This window comes from Methanolobus sp., from assembly GCF_016278365.1.
Taxonomy (GTDB): domain Archaea; phylum Halobacteriota; class Methanosarcinia; order Methanosarcinales; family Methanosarcinaceae; genus Methanolobus.
This window is the reverse complement of sequence record NZ_JADQBZ010000007.1, coordinates 108,541-126,875: the sequence shown is the minus strand read 5'-3', so window position 1 is coordinate 126,875 and position 18,335 is coordinate 108,541. Positions and strand designations below refer to the sequence as shown.

The window sequence follows — 18,335 nt, the reverse complement described above, 5'->3', positions numbered from 1 at the left end:
TCGCATACTATACCGAGATGTAACATATCCGTGAGGGGATGAATGTGCAGTCGATAGTCCAGGAAGCATTAAAACACACTGAAAAGGAAAAAGAGTACCGCCAGACGATCGCAGTGGATGATCAGTTCGACATGTTCGGACAGCCGAGAATCCTTATTGTAGGTTGCGGTGGTGCAGGTAACAATACGATCAACAGGCTCTATAATATCGGTATCGAAGGTGCCGAGACAATTGCTATCAATACTGATAAGCAGCACCTTGATATTATCCGGGCCGACAAGAAGATTCTCGTGGGAAAGACACTGACCCGCGGGCTTGGTGCCGGAGGCTACCCTGAAGTTGGTGCCAAGGCAGCAGAGCTTGCGCGCGGCACCCTTGAAGAGGTCTTCAAGAACGCGGATCTTGTTTTCATAACAGCCGGCATGGGAGGAGGAACAGGTACAGGTGTTGCTCCTGTCGTGGCTGAGATCGCTAAAGAGCAGGGAGCTATTGTCGTAGGCATGGTCTCCAGCCCTTTCAGGGTTGAGAGAGCAAGGGCAGTCAAAGCAGAAGAAGGCCTTGAGGAGTTCCGCCGCGCAGCAGATACGGTCATTGTACTTGACAACAACAGACTTCTGGAGTATGTCCCAAACCTGCCCATAGAACAGGCTTTCTCTGTAATGGACCAGCTGATCTCTGAGACCGTGAAGGGCATAACCGAAACAATCACCAAGCCATCACTTATCAACCTTGACTATGCAGATATCAGGGCTATCATGAGCTGTGGCGGAGTTGCAGTCATGCTCGTCGGAGAGAGCAAGAATCAGGACAAGAGTGACGATGTCGTACGCGCTGCACTGAATCACCCGCTCCTAGACGTTGATTACAGAGGTGCAACGGGAAGCCTTGTGCATATAACAGGTGGTCCTGACCTCAGCCTCAAAGAAGCTGAAGAGATCGCTGCCTCACTCACCTATGAGCTGTCACCCAGTGCAAACGTCATATGGGGTGCACGTATCAGCAATGAGTATGAAGGCAAGGTGCGTGTGATGGCTATCATGACAGGTGTCCAGTCCGCACAGGTACTTGGTCCGCAGTATGAATCAAGAGCAGCCAGCATGGTTCCGGAAACCCCCAGGTCCTACAGACATGCAACAACTCCTATAAATAAGGCCAGACGTACGGTCATTGAGCCTGTCAGTTCCAGGAATGCCGGTGGATCGATAATCGATATCATCCATTAATGATCGAGTATTTGCAGCCGTATCATACCGGTACGGCCATGCAACTTTTTTTGAAAAGAAATTCTTATCAGGTAGCATTACCATTTTGAGCCATGAAAATACTGGTTGCCACTGGTCATCTGTCAGAGATGGCTGTAAGGAAGTCGGTAGGTAACAATGCGGATATTACTATTGCTGATACAAAGATAGCGGCTTTTATTACTCCGGGTAAGCTGCTGGCTGCTATTCAAAAGGATATTTCCCGGTTCGATTACGATATTATATTTATACCTGGCCTCTGTTCAGGAGATTTCTCAAAGGCAGCAGCCCAGCTCGGGTGCAGGATCCGTCTTGGTCCCAAACATGCCTATGACCTGAATTATGTGCTTCCCTTTGCCGACAAAATAGAGTTCTCAGATAAGGTTCCTGCATGTGAGTTGCTTATCGATGTCAGGCGGGAAATGGCCCTGAAAAAAGCCCGGGAGCTTGAAGACGGATCAGAACCATCTCTAATGCTGGGTAGCCTGAAGCTGGGCGGGAACAGTCGCATGAAGGTCATGGCAGAGGTGGTCGATGCCACCGGAATGGAGAGCAACGCCCTTGCAAGAAGAATAAGGTCATTTGTCGCAAAAGGCGCTGATATCATTGACCTTGGAGCCTCTCTCCACGCGACACCCGGTGATGTTGAGCGCGCCATTAATGTTGCCAGATCGGTCACAGAGGTCCCTGTCAGCATAGATACGCTTGATCCTGATCTTTTCACACAGGCACTTGGGATGGGTATAGATCTGATACTCAGTCTGGACAGCAGCAATATTGGAGTTGTTGGTTCCCTTGTTGCCAAAGCCGGTGTGCCAGCGGTAGTTATCCCGGATCCTGATGAGGGACTGGAAAGTCTTCTAAGGAATATCAATGCAGCACGCTCAGAAGGCATTGAGGAAATAATAGCTGATCCCGTGCTTGATCCAATAGGACACGGCTTCACAGATTCTATTGTCAGGTACAGTGAATTCCACAGGCGTTTCCCTGATATCCCTGTTTTTTTCGGGGTTGGCAACGTGACGGAACTCCTTGATGCAGACTCGGCAGGCTCCAATGCAACACTTTGCGGCATAGGGGCTGACGTGGGTGCAAGCATACTCTTCACGCCTGAGTTCAGTAATAAGGCACAGGGTTCTGTCAGTGAGCTCAGTAAGGCTTCTCTTATGATGTTGCTGGCGCGTGAGAGGGCCAGTTCCCCCAAGGATCTTGGTATCGACCTGATGGAAATAAAGGAAAAAAGAAGGCGCAATGATGCCGTTCTGCCTGAGGTCTTCGTCAGGGCCAAATCGCACAGGATGTGGAAGCTCGATCCTGCAGGCAGTATCAGGATTGGTATCATCCCTCATGAAGATTGTAAGGGTGGTTTGATCCTTGCCGAGCATGAGAAGGTCTCAGTTGCCGGGAAGAGCGCCGGTGAGGTGATGGATACACTTATTGACATGGGCCTTGTATCAAGGCTTGAACATGCGGGGTATCTTGGAAGAGAGCTCAAACAAGCGGAGATCGCCCTCAAATTTAATAGAAGTTATTCACAGGATGATGAGTTTTAGGTGTTACTATGAAACTGGAAAAACAGGATATGGATAAGATAGTTGTGATCGTGGCTGCGCGGTATTTCTCACAGCAGGGCTGGAAATGGGTGGATGTCAAAAACGACGCATCAGCTATATCCAAAGCCTACGATGAGCTCAAGGAGCAATATGATAAATATCCTTACATGAGTCGCGATTGGTATGTGAGCAATTCAGCTAATAAACACATACACATGTGTGAGAAATGGGATGAACTGGAAGAGTTGATGGGATTCCTGCGTGATTATGGGCAATACTTCGATTTCCTTGTGAAGGACGAAAGAAAATCTTTCTGCATTGCAAGTGCTGACGGCATCCTTGGTCCGGAAGAGAAGAATGCAATGGCTGCTGCACGGAAATTGAAATATAATGTCTTTGTGTTCCGGGTGGAAGTTCCGGGGAGCATAGGGTTTGAGCTTATGCAGATAGGCGGAGGGTTATAACTAGATCTTTCCAATCGATAAGTTCATATTGGAGATGTCATAATTCTGTCTAACTTTATATATTATATATCTCTATTATAACCGGCATTATTAAAAAATTATATAACAAGCCATCCAGCAGTGGTTTGTTGTTCCGGTTAGCACTTATAAATAAAGAAGAAATAAATTTACAGTACATAATATAAGTATATTGAGAGGAGTTCTAAAAATGGAATCTATAATCTATCTTGCCCCTCTTGCTGGTGTTATTAGTTTGTTGTTTGCTGGGATCTTTGCACGCAGCGTTCTTAAAGAAGAACCTGGCTCAGAAAAGATGCAGGAAATAGCAAGCGCCATCCAGGAGGGTGCGGGGGCATATCTGAACCGCCAGTACAAGACTATCGCAGTAGTGGCTGTAATTCTTGCAGCACTTATTTTTGTCCTTCTTCCAGATGGGACAAAAGTAGCTATTGGTTTCCTAGTCGGTGCAATAAGTTCAGCAGTAGCCGGATATATCGGAATGAACGTTTCTGTCAGGGCTAATGTCAGGACAGCACACGCTGCATCAAAAGGCCTGCAGAAAGCAATGTCTGTTGCATTCCGCGGTGGAGCGGTCACTGGTCTTGCAGTAGTAGGCCTTGCATTGCTCGGTACCAGCAGCTTTTACATTCTGTACGGCGATGTTGATCTTGTAATTGGTTTCGGTTTCGGTGCAAGTCTGATCAGTCTCTTTGCAAGGGTTGGTGGAGGTATCTTCACAAAGGCTGCGGATGTCGGTGCAGACCTTGTAGGAAAGATCGAGGCCGGTATCCCAGAGGACGACCCGCGTAATGCAGCTGTAATAGCTGACAACGTCGGTGACAACGTCGGTGACTGCGCAGGCATGGGTGCTGACCTCTTTGAAACATATGTGGTCACTGTGCTTGCTTCCATGCTTCTTGGTTCACTGATCATTTCCTCATATCCAAACGCAATCCTCTATCCGCTTATACTCGGTGCAGTTGCGATCTTTGCTTCCATCATATCCGTATTCTTCGTGAAAGTAGGAAGCAGTGGCAATATCATGAATGCACTGTACAAAGGTGTTGCAGGTTCAGCAATTCTGTCCCTGATAGCATTCTACTTTGTTACAACATCCCTGATGGACGACATGAGATTCTACTATGCAGCCCTTGTAGGTATCGCTATAATGGTGCTCATGGTGGTATTCACGGAATACTACACATCTAAATCCTTCCGTCCGGTAAAGACGATTGCAAAAGCTTCTGAAACAGGTGCCGGTACAAACGTCATTTCCGGTCTTGCAATGGGATTTGAGAGCACAGTGTTCCCCGTAATTACCATTGTCATTGGTATCCTCGCCTCTTTCTACGTCGTAGGCGGAGCGACAGATCCTGCGGTTGGTATCTACGGTGTTGCAATAGCAGCAGCAGCGATGCTTTCCACAACAGGTATGATCGTAGCGCTTGACTCATATGGTCCTATTACTGACAATGCAGGCGGTATTGCTGAGATGGCAGGCCTGCCTTCCAATGTCCGCAAGGTCACGGACTCCCTTGACTCTGTAGGTAATACCACAAAGGCCGTTACAAAGGGATATGCCATAGGCTCTGCAGCACTTGGTGCGCTTGCACTGTTCGCAGACTACGTACACAAGGTGAATCAGGGAATGGATCCTGTCAACCTGAGCCTTGATCAGCCTGTCGTTCTCGTAGGACTGTTCATAGGCGGATTGCTTCCGTTCATATTCACGGCTGTCACAATGCAGGCTGTTGGCAAAGCGGCCTTCAAGATCGTCAATGAAGTGCGCCGCCAGTTCAGGGAGATCCCCGGTATTATGGAAGGGACCGCAAAACCGGAATACGGCAAGTGTGTTGATATTGTCACTGCAGCCGCTATTCGTGAAATGGCAATTCCAGGCATGCTGGCGATACTCGTACCATTGGCAGTAGGACTTCTGCTTGGTCCTGCAGCACTCGGTGGCCTTCTTATCGGTATCATCGTATGTGGCCTTATGCTTGCCCTTACAATGGACAACGGAGGCGGTGCATGGGACAACGCCAAGAAGCTCATTGAAGATGGCTTGTACGGTGGTAAGGGCTCTGACGCTCACAAAGCTGCTATCGTTGGTGACACAGTAGGAGACCCGTTCAAGGATACATCCGGACCAGCGCTCAATGCCCTGATCAAGGTAGTGAACATGGTCGCAATCCTGTTCTCCTCCCTTTTCATCGGAGCAGGTATTTTCTAAAACAGGTATGTTTCCGGCTATTAAGCCGGAGATCCTTTCTTTTTTGTTTCTGATCTAAATTTATTTAAAAGAAATCGATTCTATAAATAAACAAAATAGACTTTAAAGAAAAAGCAAAAAAAGTCTATCTCAATCGGGACCATAAGTCACAGGGAACACTTATCATAAGGTCATTTCCTCATCCTCATCTTAGAATTTTTGTGTCTATAGTAAACAATCATAGATGCAATAGTCACTATGGGTGTTGATAACAATAACAGTATCATATTGATGCTCTTTCCGGAATCGTCGTTTCTATCTGCTTTTGTGTTTCCGTTTTGTATTTGGTAACCACTTTCATATGCTGAAGTTTTCCCAAGTGCTTCGTAATCCTGTGCCTGGATCTTGTCACCGCTGATTGCAAAGGGTGAGAAACTTGTGGTTCTTGCTTCAAAGAACAACTTTTCACTATCCTCGCTTACTTTCACAGTTGGAAGCCTGTTCCATTTTCCATTAGAGTAATGCTCCAGGCGGATACTATCCTCATCAATATTGTTTGACTCTATCCATTCCCTGGGAACCTCGAATCCTATGAATGCCTCCGCTATGAAATTCGAGAGGGGAAGCCTCTCATCACCCAGAGTGACCTCCAGATTCTCATAGATAAGGCCTGAAGGTTCTCCATGAGCATCTTCCGGTATTCCTTTCAGCCTGCTGACATCTGCCACAACGTATCCTTTGTTTATCTGTGCCTCAAACCGGATATGGGTGATGGGATTTCCTTCCTTTGTGAAAACATACCGGATTTCTGCATCCCTGCTGACAAACTGCATGTTCGAATCAGTTGAAATGGCATTTCCGGGAAGCCCATCACGACTGGTCCTGTATATAATCATGCCCTTATCTTGATTTTGTCCGTTACCGTTAGTCAGGTCACTATTCCCATCATCAGTTGAAAGCTCTCCGTTAATGGTCAGCGGAAGAATATCGATATTGCTCCCATCATCGGTTACGGTATACTGTTGGCAAAAACCATTGCCTGTAGAGGGGTTTACCTGACTCCATCCGTTTCCGCCCGGTTTTGCCCAGAAATTACCTCCGAGGTAACTTCCATTGATCATATTGGTGCCGGGAGTCATTGTAATGTTCCATTTATTGGAGAGCCCGCCTGAAATCTGGATATTATGAGTGTTGTTGAAATAATTATTATATATCAGATTGTCACTGCATCCGGAAAGTGAGATGCCATGCGATATAGTGTTACTCACAGTGCAATTTTTTATTATGTTGTTTGCAGAATCGGTTAGATATATTCCATAGTAATCTCCAGTGGAACTGCAATTTTCTATCATGCTGTTGGTAGTATTATACAGGTAGATACCATATCTCTCGCTTGTGCTCTCGAAATCCTTTATTGTGATGTTCGAACAATCAATAAGATGAACCAGGCCTGCATTCGAGTCAGAATCAATCGTCAGGTCAGATATTCCCACAAGATAATAAATTGGTTTACCGGAGACGGTATTGCTGGTATCTATAAAATTTGGTTGTGAATCGAAGATACAACTATAGAGACTATTACCTGAGATCGAATTATTTACCAGGTAATTGCTAGCCGAATTCCATATATCCAATCCAATAAAATTGTCTTTAATAGTGGAATTGTACATCCGGTTATTATCGGATTCTGAAAATTTTATGCCATATCCATTACCGGAGAAAGAACAGTCAATTACATTACAATCATTTGAAAGCATTGTGAGCATCCCATAGAAACGGCCTGAAAAACTGATACCCTGGAGAGTGATATTATCTGCCATCATAGAGACTGCAATATTAAGCTGGTTAGTAAGATCGAGATGTGAAGATGTAACCCTTACATCCTCAGGATTGCCGGTGGATGACCTGAGAGTTATATTGTCTTTCCTGAGTCTGACCATCTCAGTATATGTTCCCGGCTCAACAATTATAGTATCGCCTTCTGATGCCGCCCAAATGGCATCCTGTATATGCATGAAGTCTGCAGTTCCACAGTTGCTGACAGTGATAGTGGAATTAAGCACACGTATGAAGGAAGTTCGTTGTGTGACATTACTGCCAAATTCATTCGATGTAGTGAGTGTGACATTATAAATTCCGGGATTTGTATAGGAATGCGAAGGATTCTGCACTTCTGCTGTGGAACCGTCTCCGAAATCCCAGTTCCATGACTGCGGAGAAAAGAGACTGGCATCGTGGTAATCAATAGTTTCATTCACATGGACATATCTTCGACTTGCCACAAATCCTGCTTCCGGTTCTTTCTCTTCTGATGTGAAAGCTTTGATGCATACATTCATTCCATGTGCGGAAATATCTATCCAACTGTTCCCATTGGAACTTGCGTAGCTTTGTCCTGCTTCTGCATGCGCGTTGCTGCTATAATCATGCACGGATTTCTCAACTGCAAGAGGATAAGTATACGCAGGTGTTGTAAAGGTGATAACAACCGAGAAGTTCTGTCCCGGAAGAAGTGAAACATGGTCATCAAGTTCTATAGTATGATATCCTGCTATGGGAATGCTTCCATTCTTTACAGACACAGGACCTGAAGTGCTGACCGGGCCGCCTTCAGGGTCCAGATAGATGGAAATGTTGTATAAAGAGTTAGAATCCACCGTGTAGAAACTCACAGCTTCTAGTCTTTCATTTGACACTGCCATGAAAATGTTGGCTCCAATGGCTGTATTGTTATTATCGCCTATGCTTGCACACCATCCAAGAGGATCATATTGGTAGATGCGGTCATAGTTGCTGACATTGTCTGCTATGATAACGAAGTTTGTTGTATACGCCTTTCCCGTATCATGTGCATACACATCCTTTCCAATTACGGTATCATAGTAAGAGATGTAATAGTAACCGTCATCTCCCCAGTTGTCACCCCAGGAGTTCTTGATAATGTAAGCACCGTTTCCAGGAGCTGCGGGAGTGAATTTGTTCCTGTCGAAATTATCGTCCCAGCCTGCCATAGATACAGCGTGTGTTAATTCTGCATTTTCATTGTAACAATAATAACTGTTGTTCTCTTTGTTAAAGTAAAGAGAATTATCATCATGAATGGCTACGTCTATAGCACCATAGTTCATTATCGCCCATTTGAAAAGATTGTCCGAGTGATTCAGTCCCGGAAGCATCATAACCTCCTGGACGTGTTTTGCTACGGTAACATCTAAAGAAGAGATCGGTGACAGGTCATCATAGGGGTCATCGGGCTCAGTTACAGGCCCATCCCATCTGGTAAGATATGCAACCGTCATCAGATCCAATCCTCCATCAGAGTGAAAAGTACGGTCGAAACCGTTCTGGTAGGAGGAGACCAGCATATTTTTGACATGATTCTCAGAAAAGTCCCAGTTCTCTGATCTGCTATGCATAAGGTAAGATTCCAGAGAGGCTAATGAAGAATGTGCCCAGCACGTGCCTGCAAATGCCTGGTTTCTTATGCCTGTAATACCCCTCTCCTCTCAGGTCGTAGCGGGATGGATAGGCCCCGGAAGTTATGGTGTTTGACATTACGGATGGCATGTCGCTGTACGCCTCGTCAGCCAGCAATTGTTCCATATTAACAGGGGAAAGGTATGAAAGGACTACAGGCGAAGGCCGGAGTCCGGGAGGATGCAATAGGTTTTCGGGCGTTTCCATATCTCCTGAAAACAACAATCCACTACCCGGGTAGAAATAGTTCTCAGTACTATAAACCGGAAGAAAAACATTCAAGGCAGCATCATTGAATTGTTCATTATCGATGCCTGTTTTCTCCTGGTTCTGTTTTAACTCTTCCTGATATTTTATGAATGCAGGATTTACAGGTGCTGTAAAGAAACAAGGTTCTGCAGACGCATTAATGCAATTGTTATACATAGGGGTATTTTCACTTTCAACTTCTTCCTGGGAAACCATCGCATTACAAGGAGTTGTTGCAACAATAGACAAAAATATCAATACAATTAGAAGAGACTCCAGTTTCGGCATCGTTTTCACATTCATTCCATCCTACGTACTAGGATTGTGCCTAATTATATAATAATTAATTGTAAAAAAGTCCCGGAAATAATAGACACATAAATGAGTAAGCTGTTAAGGGATAAGAACTATCAGAAATACAAGATTAATTCCTGTTGAACTATACTCGATTAACTCGGGATGTAAGTTATGTAGGAATAAGAATTTGCGCGGGTTAGGGAGTGGGGGTTTAATGTATTTGGGGAGTGGGGTTTAGTGTATGAAAAAAGCACCCGCGCAAACCCCATAATGGCACCATTGTATTTAGGCTTTACTGTCCCCGTAAATATAAATATACAATGGCTTGCTAATTATATAAATAGTTAGTAATATATTCGGAAGGCTTAATCACTTGGTATTTACTATGAAATCAAATATCTATATAAATGTCTATCTCCTATTGGCTGTAACTCAGGAGAAAAACCATGACCGAGGATATTACCACTATAGTACACAAAGGTTTTAGCACATGGAAGCGAAACCTTGCTATCTGCGTACCTTTTATCATGGAGGTCCTGATGACTTTTGTTCTGTTCTTTATATTTACTGTGGTCTTTGTGATGTTGTTCATACTCCCGGGAGTTTCGGCCAACAATCTGGACCTTGAGCAGCTAAGCCCCGAGGAGTTTCTGGCTGTAACAAGCTCCCTGCTTTCCGGAAGTGTCTGGTCCATTGTGGCATTCGGGATTGTTTTTATCCTTATCTATATGTTCCTGCAGTCTTTCTTTATGGCAGGCGCCATAGGCATGTCAAAAGAAGCTTCACAAAGGGGTGACACTAGTTTAAGGGATATGTCAGCATACGGAATGAGGAATGTTGTGAGCCTGTTCCTTGCAAAGATTCTCATATTGCTGCTCTCCCTGGCAGGAATTGTTTTTACGATACCTGGCATCCTTTCCATAGGGGACCTTGGAACTCTCCTCAACGATCCGCAGCAGGCTATTGCAGGTACTTCCGTGCTGCTTTTCGGGCTTCTGATATGGGGTTTCTATCTTCTGGCGATAAGCATTGTACTGATATTTGTCCAGTATGCCCTGGTGATTGAAAACCTGGATCCGGTAAGTGCAATCGAAAAAGGAGTGGCGGTTTTTATGTCCAACAAGTCCGGCGCATTATCACTGTGGCTGCTCTTGATGGTTATTGCTGTAGTTATGCAGCTTTTCGGTGAGATAGCAGGATACATTGATGTAGTGGCACAGGTGTGGTCATTGACTAATATTATGCTTACCCTGCTAATGGTACAACCGCTCACGACTATCTGGTGGACTCGTCTGTACCTTAACAGGAACGGTAAAAAACTATATTCTCTGGATGATTATATCCTCGATCACTGATTCCTGCCCAATAGCTTGCAGGCCTGACATACATCTTCGGTGCAGGCCTGGCTGCAGATGCGGCATTTTGAGAGCCCTTCCTGGGGAAACTCCCTTCCCAGAATACCTGACATCTTGTCAAATCCACTCAGAAGTGCATACTTTGTTCCGGGATGGTTTACCTCAAGGTCGTTAAGCAGCACCCTGATCTCTCCTCTCATAGCCTCATGTGCATACGGGCACCCGCCAAAACCAAGAGGCAGGTCATGCAGGTAAGCATACAGGGCAACTTCTTTTTCCGGTATCTGCCGCAGAGGTTTCATACGCAGTACGAGTCCTTCAAGTTCCTTGGGCGGAGCCAGCCGTACCATTCTTGAAACATCGCCTTTGATGTGGTTCAAAAGGATAGTTTGCGCTTCATCGTCAAGGTTATGGCCTATTGCAAGTCGTGTGGCACCAAGCTCAAGTGCGGTCTTGTTGAGCAGGGATTTGCGGAGGACCCCACAATAGCTGCATGTTCCTTTTTCTCTTTTCTGAGGCGCTATCAGGTCCATTGTAGTGCCATATTCTTCCTTAAAGGAGCGTACAATAAGTTCAATTCCAAGTTGTGATGTCAATTCTTTTGCAGACTCGATGGTATTGGGACGGTAACCTTCTATTCCCTCATCAATGCAAATGCCAACCAGATGTATATCCGGCCTTCCTCCGAATATCTTGTGCAGGATGTAAAGCGTTGTACTGCTGTCCTTTCCACCGCTCAGACCCACTGCAATGGTCTCGTTTCTCTTGATACTGTAATGTTTCCTGATGGTCAGCTTTATTTTGCGTTCAACATCCTCGATGAAATGTTTCCTGCATAAGTGCATGCCGGAATATTTCTGGAATATGATCGCATCCCTGTTGCATTTATCGCATCTGAGTGTCGTGGTTTCCATCAGCTTTTGCAATGGAACGCTAGTATAAATACCTGTCTTGTACACAGAACAAAATCAAAAAAATTAAATAAGGCTTCAATATTCTGCTACCCAATGAAAAATTTAAGTGCACGATCTGTAGGTCTGCCATTAAGAGGTTAGCATGCTCGCTGATATATCTCTGGTACTGTTCATACTTTCCATTGTTGCCGGATATCTCCTGGGAGTGATATCAGGGCTGATTCCCGGGATACATACCAATAATTTCGCGCTGATACTGCTTGCAATGTCTCCCTTATTATCGGATAACGGAGTGCCGGTGTTCTATGTGGCCGTTATCATCCTCTCAAACTCCCTGTCACATACCTTCCACGACATAATCCCGGCAATTTTCCTTGGAGCACCTAACGATGACACTGCACTGGCAGTCCTCCCCGGGCATGCTCTCCTGCTGGAAGGCCGCGGTGCAGAGGCTGTCCGCCTTTCCGCACTTGGCAGCGCAGGTTCTGTTGCTCTTGCGCTGTTCATAGCTCTCCCGCTGTCCATGATTATCCTGACAGCATACCCGCTCATACAGGCTTATCTTGCGTGGATACTCATCTTTGTGGTATTCCTGATGATAATGACCGAGAGGGGCGAGTTTGTCAAAGGACAGGGTTCGCTTTCCCACTGGAAGAGCAGGTTCTACGCTCTGGTGATATTCTTCATGAGCGGGATGCTCGGAGTTTTCGCTTTCAGGATGGAGTATCTGATGAACCCGGTCATATCCTTTGGGGAGCCTTCCATACTGCTCCCCCTGCTCAGCGGCCTTTTCGGTTCATCGCAGCTCATCATCAGCCTGATGTCGGCTCCTGTGATCCCTGCTCAGTTGCGTTCCCGGCTTGAGCTGGACAGGAAACGCATATTCAGGGGCATCTTCGTTGGCGGTGTCTCAGGCTCGCTTGTAGCATGGCTGCCAGGAATATCCTCTTCTATCGCCACGGTCTTTGCACGTTTGTTCATCAAGCAGGATTTCTCAAAGGAGGAGAACCAATATACCCGATACTCGGATGAGGAAATGCTCAGCTCTGCAAAAGAGTTCATTGTCTCCGTTTCAGGTGTGAACACATGCAATGCCATCTTTGGTTTGATAGCACTTGCCGTTATCGGTAAGACAAGGAACGGAGCCATGGTGGTGATCAACGGCCTACTTGAAGGGGTGAGCCTGGATGCATCCACAATTATCCTTTTCCTGTGTGCCATCGCCCTGAAGGCGATACTGTCCTACTTTTCCACCATCTACCTCGGAGACCGGGTCCACCTGTGGCTTTTGTCCATAGACTATCCCATCCTGTGCTATTGCGTGATCGCAGTGCTAACCCTGCTGGTCCTGCTCTTCACCGGTCTCTTCGGCCTGGTGGTATTTGCCATCGCCACATCTGTCGGTATGCTCTCCCCCTTCCTGAAAATTCGCAAGAGCCATGCCATGGGGGTGATATTGCTACCTGTGATACTTTACTTTTTTTAAATGCCGGGAGTTTACGGGTCCGGTATCATCATGAGGATAAGGATGTGAGATGGTGAGCTCCTCTTTGCTGATAATATAGGGGAATAATTTGAGGGATTGGATTCGAATTACTTCCATCGCATATTTATGCGGGGATATAGGTAAGCTCAAAAACCGAATTCTTGAAACTATGTTATATTGTCCATTAAAGGAAATAATCAAAGAATAAGAGAAAATGAACCTAATTAAAGTTGTGTAAGTGGTGCAGAATCTTTCAGATAATATTCAAAGAAATCACGTCCCCATGCAAGAGCCTCTTTTTTATTGGACATAATATATTTCCGATCGGTTGTCCCATCATGCGACAGAGGGTTTACAATGAGGTAGTAGTCATTGCAACCCATAAAAAGGAAATTCAAATCTTTCGAATACACATAAATATGAATCAGGTCATTTTCTAGAAGTCGGTTAATATTAACATATTTATGTCCCTTTAGTCGATCCATTAATTCAGGGGAAATGATAAAGTGAACTTCTATATCATTCCTTATGAGCTCATAGGTTAATTCACAGAAATTGGGGTAGATGAAGGATGTCACTATAAATACGGATTTGGATTTTTTTGAAGCCTCATGAAATTTCTCATTGAGGTCATACATTTCTGCTATCTCAGGAGTCATAACCTCACTGCTTCCAATTTCCTTTACCCTTTTTAAAAGGTGCGGAGGTATGAACTCGAGTTTTTGAGTTCCCAGGTATTCAATATCAACACTAAAAAATTCAATTGTGCCTAGCAGTGGAATGAATTCCTCAACTAGCAGCTTTCCGATAGATGTCAGCTCGTAGACATCTTTTTGATGGGAAATAAGGTAGTGGTTCTCAAGTATTTTTGCCTGAGGAAGTAATGCTTGTCTAGTAGTATTAAGAGACTTAAGAAGATATTCCATCTCCTGAGGTCCTTCATTTAACAGCAATAAAACCTCTTTTCTCTTCTCAGAGGCAAACATCACATCAAGAAGAAGTTGCTTCAATTGAACACCTCATAAAAATAGTTCTTTCTTCTCACACTCAATCATAGAATATAGTGGTATTGCTATTTATATTGAATTAAATGGAGTTTTTACTATATATAATGTCTAATTGAAGTATATTTTATAATTTGCAACCAACAGACTGCTTTTTATAAGGAACTTTCTTATTCATCCACTTGTTGGACTCATCAGTTACTTTCTTTGCTGCTGAAAGCTTCACCTTAAACAATAACTCTCTGGCCTGATGAAATCCTTACTACCTATCTTCTCTTATTCGATCAGGATGATAAGAACATTTATAACTACGTAATAATGAACTTATTATTTACTTAGGAATGTGGGATGAAGATATGAACAAGAATTTAATTGCAGTGGTTTTGGTAGTAATTATAATGTTGTTAGGCTCACCTATTGTCGCAGCGAGGCCCGCATATCTGGATGCTTTCAACCAGCAGTATGACACGGAAGGTACAAGGCTTGATGCATGCGCTACCTGTCATATTAATCCAAACGGTGGGGGCTCCCGGAATCCTTATGGGATGGCATATGAGGCAAGTGAAAGGGACTTTGCATCAATTGAAGCGCTCGATTCTGACGGGGATGGATTCACCAATGTAGAAGAGATCAATGCCCTGACCTTCCCCGGGGACCCTGCTGATTATCCACAAACTGAATCGGAGATCCCATCGACAGAAGTCAATGAAACTAATCCGATAGGTGATGAGGATACAGAAGACATATCTGCTCCTGTAAATGAAGGTCAGGAGCAGGAAACGAATGAGGAGCCATCCGGTGAATCAGAATCAGAGCAACAATCCCCTGGATTTGGTGCTGTTCTTGCTATTGTCGGAATACTATCGGCCATTTGCTTTAAGAGAAAAGGATAGACGGAAAGTGAGCAGAAAAGCCGGGCTGAAATGAATAGTCGGGCTGAAATTATAATAGCATTAAAATAAAGCCTGATGGAAAATTGTAAGCTCGTTCGTATAATTAAGAACGGATTGGGTTATATAAAGAAAGTGCCTATTAGACATTGCGAGTAAGGTCACTCGCAATATCCGGGAAGAAATATTGGGGAATATTTCGGATTCGTTAGGAGAGAGGCGCCTTAAAGCGTGGTGGTTTCCAGGCGCCTCATACTACCTCCTTAGGCTTAGGTCAAAAAGTGTCCTTATCCTATAAAAAGCGTTCCCATTAGCGATTTACATTTCCTTCATGGGTAATTTTCACACCATTATATGAGAACATTTACCTCCTCGGCTTCATAAAAGATTTCCTACATTAACCTGTTCTATCTTTGCTTCTTGCTTTCTATGACTATAGAGGCAGCTCGATTCACTCCAGTAGCTCGGTATCTTCATGAGAATACGGAGGTGAGCAGCAGCACAGTATCTTCAGGGGCACCTTTTCGGTGTTTCTTATACTATGGTATTCTCCCGGGAGGATGCATATACTGTCGCCTTCTTTCACCTGAAAGCCATCTTCTCCGACTGTCATGTATCCTGAGCCTCCGGTGATGTGATATATTTCCTCAGAACCGGTATGCCTGTGGCGCAGTGTTTCACAGCCTGGCATCACAATTGCCTCTGCAAGGCTCTGTGTCAGGTTCCCGTGCACAAGGGGATGCATCAGCTCCCTGATAGATGATCCGTCTTTTGTTATGTAGGGTTCTGTCTGGTGATATGATGTTTTTAGCGACATAGAAGGTCCCGGTTTTGGATTTAAAATCATGCTTCCTTTTCAAATGTCGCTATCATGCTCAGCATGTTCTCTTTTATGCTTCTGACAGCATCCACCCATTCACCGCCAACATCGATGGGTGCCAGACCCATGAGGTCAGCTTCCGCAAGTCCGGTATCGTAAGGTATCTCTCCCAGGACCGGAATGCCGAGCTTCTCAAGATGCGGCCTGATATTGGCGGAATTGCCTTTATTGATCACAGCCGCAAGATGCCTGATATCTATACCCTCTGACAGTTCCTTGATCCTCTGGGCCGTTTCTATGGACCGCATGCCAGGCTCAACCACCACGATCATCAGGTCTATTCCACGGGTGGTGCCCCGGCCCAGATGCTCGATGCCTGCTTCCATATCCAGAATGACGGCACTACTCTCCTTCAAGGCCACATGGCGCAGGAAAGCACGCAGGAAGGACGAAGCAGGACACATGCAGCCACTGCCGCCTCTTTCGATGGTCCCCATCACCAGCATCTTCACATTGTCAGGCCCCACAACGCCGAACATATCCACGATATCGTCCACCTTGGGATTGAACTTGAACATGCCCCCCTTCTCTCCGGCCCTTTCCTCTATGAGCTCCTGGTAATCTGTCAGGGGCTTGGGAGTATTTTTTACACCGATAGCAGACGCGAGGTTCATATCGGCATCTGCATCAATAGCAAGCACCTCATATCCATCCCTTGCAAGCATCCTTGCCAAGGTACCGGATAGTGTCGTCTTTCCGACACCTCCTTTTCCTGTAACTGCGATCTTAACCATATTCTTCAACTCGGGACTTATAAGAATTATATGTTCCGGTTTGTAAAAGTCGCCATTTTATACTTTTTTTTGATGAAATCTCTAAAATGCATCCGCTATATGATAAGTTAGGAAGATACTTATACAATAAATTCAAGGAATATGCTAAGTTCATGAAGCGAATGTCCATTAACAAAGCAAAGTTATCTCTCTTGCTAATCACATCCACATTTCTGTCCGTGCTAATTACTTTCTTATTTTCCGAATTGCTGACTTTCTCGGTTTATATACCTCTACTGTATATATTTTCACTGTTCCTTCCTGCTTTCGGGCTCCTCTTTTTTCTTGACAGCATAAGAGCGGTCTCGGGAAGATGGTACTGGGGAATCCCTCTTCTGACAAGCCTGATTCCGATGACCCTTCTCAGGGATAGTATGTTCACTAGCATGCTTTACAGCAGGTCCTTCATGCTCTCATTTGACAGCTGGGGCATTTTTGGCTCAGCCTACACAAGGGCTTCCATTATGATATTCTATTCTCTTGGTTCTGTGTTTTTCTGCCTTTCTGTCCCGCAAGCAAATAAGAACAAGATGCTCATGCCTTCAACTTTTGCAATACTGGCATCTATCGCCATCATTACCTTCTCCATGGACAGTCTCAGCGCGGGATTTCTTGCAGAATCAAATCTGTTTGGGTTATATATTATATTCACTCTGTTACTGGGACTATCTTTAATGAGCATGGCCATTCATTATAATCCAGAGTGAAATAGCACTGTCTGCTTAAGGTAGCACAAAAAAAGATTTAGGATGTAGGGCGGATAGCACCTCTAATTTCTGCAGATTTTTCGTAAATCTACTGGATATTACTGATTAGCCTGAGTACTTCTTCCAGCTCGCGTTCACCGTCGATAGTGAAGAGGTTACCGCTGACAGGTCCCATGTTTACGGACATGCTGCCGTTGGGGATTATCCCTGTGATAATGGTGCTGGAATCTTCATCCTCATATGCCGCAACAACTGCAATTACACTCAAGCCCCCGCTTCCGGAGCCCGTGGCTCCGGAGTGTATGTAGACCGGGACCTTAAGTCCGCTTTGTAATGTAATCTGCCTTGTGCTGGTAGCCTTGAGATCCTCGATATTGTTATCCGAGCTCAGGTCTTTCACACTGCTTTCCACTATTCTGTTTATTATGTCATTGGGTAGTTTCACACCTGCCGGGAAAGTGATGCGACTGGTATGGATCTCGGAAGTGATAGATGGCACTTCGATGTTGACAGGCAGATTATGATCGTTCTTGAAATCACTTATCTGCTTTTCAATGTCTTCTGCAAGCCTGTCGTTGCGATACTTAACAACCGTGCTGTTAATACTGACACTGGTTGAGTTGGATATCTTTTGTTCAAAGGTCCTGTACTCAACAGCTTCGATCTGCGACCATCCATAACTGTCCAGCGCATTCTCATCCACAAATGCCGGAAGCGCGTCGGGAGTATCTATACATCCAGTTATAGATAGCGATGACATGATCATAAGAGTTACCAGAATACACGAAGTGTGGAATTTTTTCAATATATCACCGGAGATTTCTTAGAGTAGTAAC

General features: G+C 44.9%; 15 protein-coding genes. 8 read left to right on the top strand and 7 right to left on the bottom strand.

The genetic code is table 11. The annotated features are described in order from the left end of the window. Positions 1-44 precede the first annotated feature (44 nt). From ftsZ to QZZ22_RS08055, 4 genes are all read left to right on the top strand, one after another. Positions 45-1,223 (top strand): cell division protein FtsZ, encoded by a 1,179-nt coding sequence (ftsZ, locus tag QZZ22_RS08070; RefSeq protein WP_292463931.1) that lies wholly within the window; start codon positions 45-47, stop codon positions 1,221-1,223. A gap of 92 nt (positions 1,224-1,315) precedes the next feature. After that, a complete protein-coding gene (locus QZZ22_RS08065) occupies positions 1,316-2,794 on the top strand; it encodes a dihydropteroate synthase-like protein (protein WP_292463930.1) in 1,479 nt (492 codons plus the stop codon). 8 nt (positions 2,795-2,802) lie between these two features. After that, positions 2,803-3,258 (top strand): hypothetical protein, encoded by a 456-nt coding sequence (locus tag QZZ22_RS08060; RefSeq protein ID WP_292463929.1) that lies wholly within the window; start codon positions 2,803-2,805, stop codon positions 3,256-3,258. 208 nt (positions 3,259-3,466) lie between these two features. Continuing rightward, positions 3,467-5,488 (top strand): sodium-translocating pyrophosphatase, encoded by a 2,022-nt coding sequence (locus tag QZZ22_RS08055; RefSeq protein ID WP_292463928.1) that lies wholly within the window; start codon positions 3,467-3,469, stop codon positions 5,486-5,488. 170 nt (positions 5,489-5,658) lie between these two features. On the opposite strand, the gene QZZ22_RS08050 is transcribed toward QZZ22_RS08055, so the two are convergent. Next, positions 5,659-8,952 carry a lectin like domain-containing protein gene (locus QZZ22_RS08050; protein ID WP_292464100.1) on the bottom strand — a complete coding sequence of 1,098 codons (3,294 nt, stop codon included), beginning with the start codon at positions 8,950-8,952 and terminating at the stop codon, positions 5,659-5,661. Next, positions 8,876-9,490 carry a hypothetical protein gene (locus QZZ22_RS08045; RefSeq protein WP_292463926.1) on the bottom strand — a complete coding sequence of 205 codons (615 nt, stop codon included), beginning with the start codon at positions 9,488-9,490 and terminating at the stop codon, positions 8,876-8,878. Before QZZ22_RS08045 ends, QZZ22_RS08050 begins: the two co-directional genes overlap by 77 nt. A 446-nt stretch (positions 9,491-9,936) precedes the next feature. Here QZZ22_RS08045 and QZZ22_RS08040 point away from each other — a divergent pair, with 446 nt between their 5' ends. Further along, entirely contained in the window at positions 9,937-10,845 is a 909-nt protein-coding gene (locus tag QZZ22_RS08040) for a hypothetical protein (protein WP_292463925.1), read from the top strand. Here the strand turns inward: QZZ22_RS08040 and QZZ22_RS08035 are convergent. Beyond that, positions 10,839-11,759 (bottom strand): TIGR00269 family protein, encoded by a 921-nt coding sequence (locus tag QZZ22_RS08035; protein ID WP_292463924.1) that lies wholly within the window; start codon positions 11,757-11,759, stop codon positions 10,839-10,841. The genes QZZ22_RS08040 and QZZ22_RS08035 overlap by 7 nt on opposite strands. 142 nt (positions 11,760-11,901) lie before the next feature. On the opposite strand from QZZ22_RS08035, the gene QZZ22_RS08030 reads away from it, so the two are divergent. Next, on the top strand, positions 11,902-13,245 hold the full coding sequence (locus tag QZZ22_RS08030; RefSeq protein WP_292463923.1) for a tripartite tricarboxylate transporter permease: 1,344 nt from the start codon (positions 11,902-11,904) through the stop codon (positions 13,243-13,245). 224 nt (positions 13,246-13,469) lie between these two features. Here the strand turns inward: QZZ22_RS08030 and QZZ22_RS08025 are convergent, their stop codons facing one another. Continuing rightward, positions 13,470-14,255: a winged helix-turn-helix domain-containing protein gene (locus QZZ22_RS08025; protein ID WP_292463922.1), complete on the bottom strand. Its 786-nt coding sequence runs from the start codon at positions 14,253-14,255 to the stop codon at positions 13,470-13,472. Positions 14,256-14,605: 350 nt separating this feature from the next. On the opposite strand from QZZ22_RS08025, the gene QZZ22_RS08020 reads away from it, so the two are divergent. Then, positions 14,606-15,142, top strand: a complete 537-nt coding sequence (locus QZZ22_RS08020; RefSeq protein ID WP_292463921.1) for a PGF-CTERM sorting domain-containing protein — start codon at positions 14,606-14,608, stop codon at positions 15,140-15,142. Positions 15,143-15,590: 448 nt separating this feature from the next. Here the strand turns inward: QZZ22_RS08020 and QZZ22_RS08015 are convergent, their stop codons facing one another. Further along, positions 15,591-15,956: a cupin domain-containing protein gene (locus QZZ22_RS08015; RefSeq protein WP_292463920.1), complete on the bottom strand. Its 366-nt coding sequence runs from the start codon at positions 15,954-15,956 to the stop codon at positions 15,591-15,593. Positions 15,957-15,982: 26 nt separating this feature from the next. Beyond that, on the bottom strand, positions 15,983-16,753 hold the full coding sequence (locus QZZ22_RS08010) for a carbon monoxide dehydrogenase accessory protein CooC (protein WP_292463919.1): 771 nt from the start codon (positions 16,751-16,753) through the stop codon (positions 15,983-15,985). A 161-nt stretch (positions 16,754-16,914) separates the two neighbouring features. Here QZZ22_RS08010 and QZZ22_RS08005 point away from each other — a divergent pair, with 161 nt between their 5' ends. Then, entirely contained in the window at positions 16,915-17,499 is a 585-nt protein-coding gene (locus QZZ22_RS08005) for a hypothetical protein (protein WP_292463918.1), read from the top strand. Between the two features lie 88 nt (positions 17,500-17,587). Here QZZ22_RS08005 and QZZ22_RS08000 read toward each other — a convergent pair whose 3' ends face one another. Next, on the bottom strand, positions 17,588-18,304 hold the full coding sequence (locus QZZ22_RS08000) for a hypothetical protein (protein WP_292463916.1): 717 nt from the start codon (positions 18,302-18,304) through the stop codon (positions 17,588-17,590). Between the last annotated feature and the right edge of the window lie 31 nt (positions 18,305-18,335).

Bases quoted from the DNA above. Each gene is read 5' to 3' on its own strand.
- QZZ22_RS08035 (WP_292463924.1), bottom strand. From the start codon at position 11,759: ATGGAAACCACGACACTCAGATGCGATAAATGCAACAGGGATGCGATC.
- QZZ22_RS08055 (WP_292463928.1), top strand. From the start codon at position 3,467: ATGGAATCTATAATCTATCTTGCCCCTCTTGCTGGTGTTATTAGTTTG.
- QZZ22_RS08020 (WP_292463921.1), top strand. From the start codon at position 14,606: ATGAACAAGAATTTAATTGCAGTGGTTTTGGTAGTAATTATAATGTTG.
- QZZ22_RS08065 (WP_292463930.1), top strand. From the start codon at position 1,316: ATGAAAATACTGGTTGCCACTGGTCATCTGTCAGAGATGGCTGTAAGG.
- QZZ22_RS08010 (WP_292463919.1), bottom strand. From the start codon at position 16,753: ATGGTTAAGATCGCAGTTACAGGAAAAGGAGGTGTCGGAAAGACGACA.
- QZZ22_RS08040 (WP_292463925.1), top strand. From the start codon at position 9,937: ATGACCGAGGATATTACCACTATAGTACACAAAGGTTTTAGCACATGG.
- QZZ22_RS08060 (WP_292463929.1), top strand. From the start codon at position 2,803: ATGAAACTGGAAAAACAGGATATGGATAAGATAGTTGTGATCGTGGCT.
- QZZ22_RS08030 (WP_292463923.1), top strand. From the start codon at position 11,902: ATGCTCGCTGATATATCTCTGGTACTGTTCATACTTTCCATTGTTGCC.
- QZZ22_RS08005 (WP_292463918.1), top strand. From the start codon at position 16,915: ATGTCCATTAACAAAGCAAAGTTATCTCTCTTGCTAATCACATCCACA.
- QZZ22_RS08015 (WP_292463920.1), bottom strand. From the start codon at position 15,956: ATGTCGCTAAAAACATCATATCACCAGACAGAACCCTACATAACAAAA.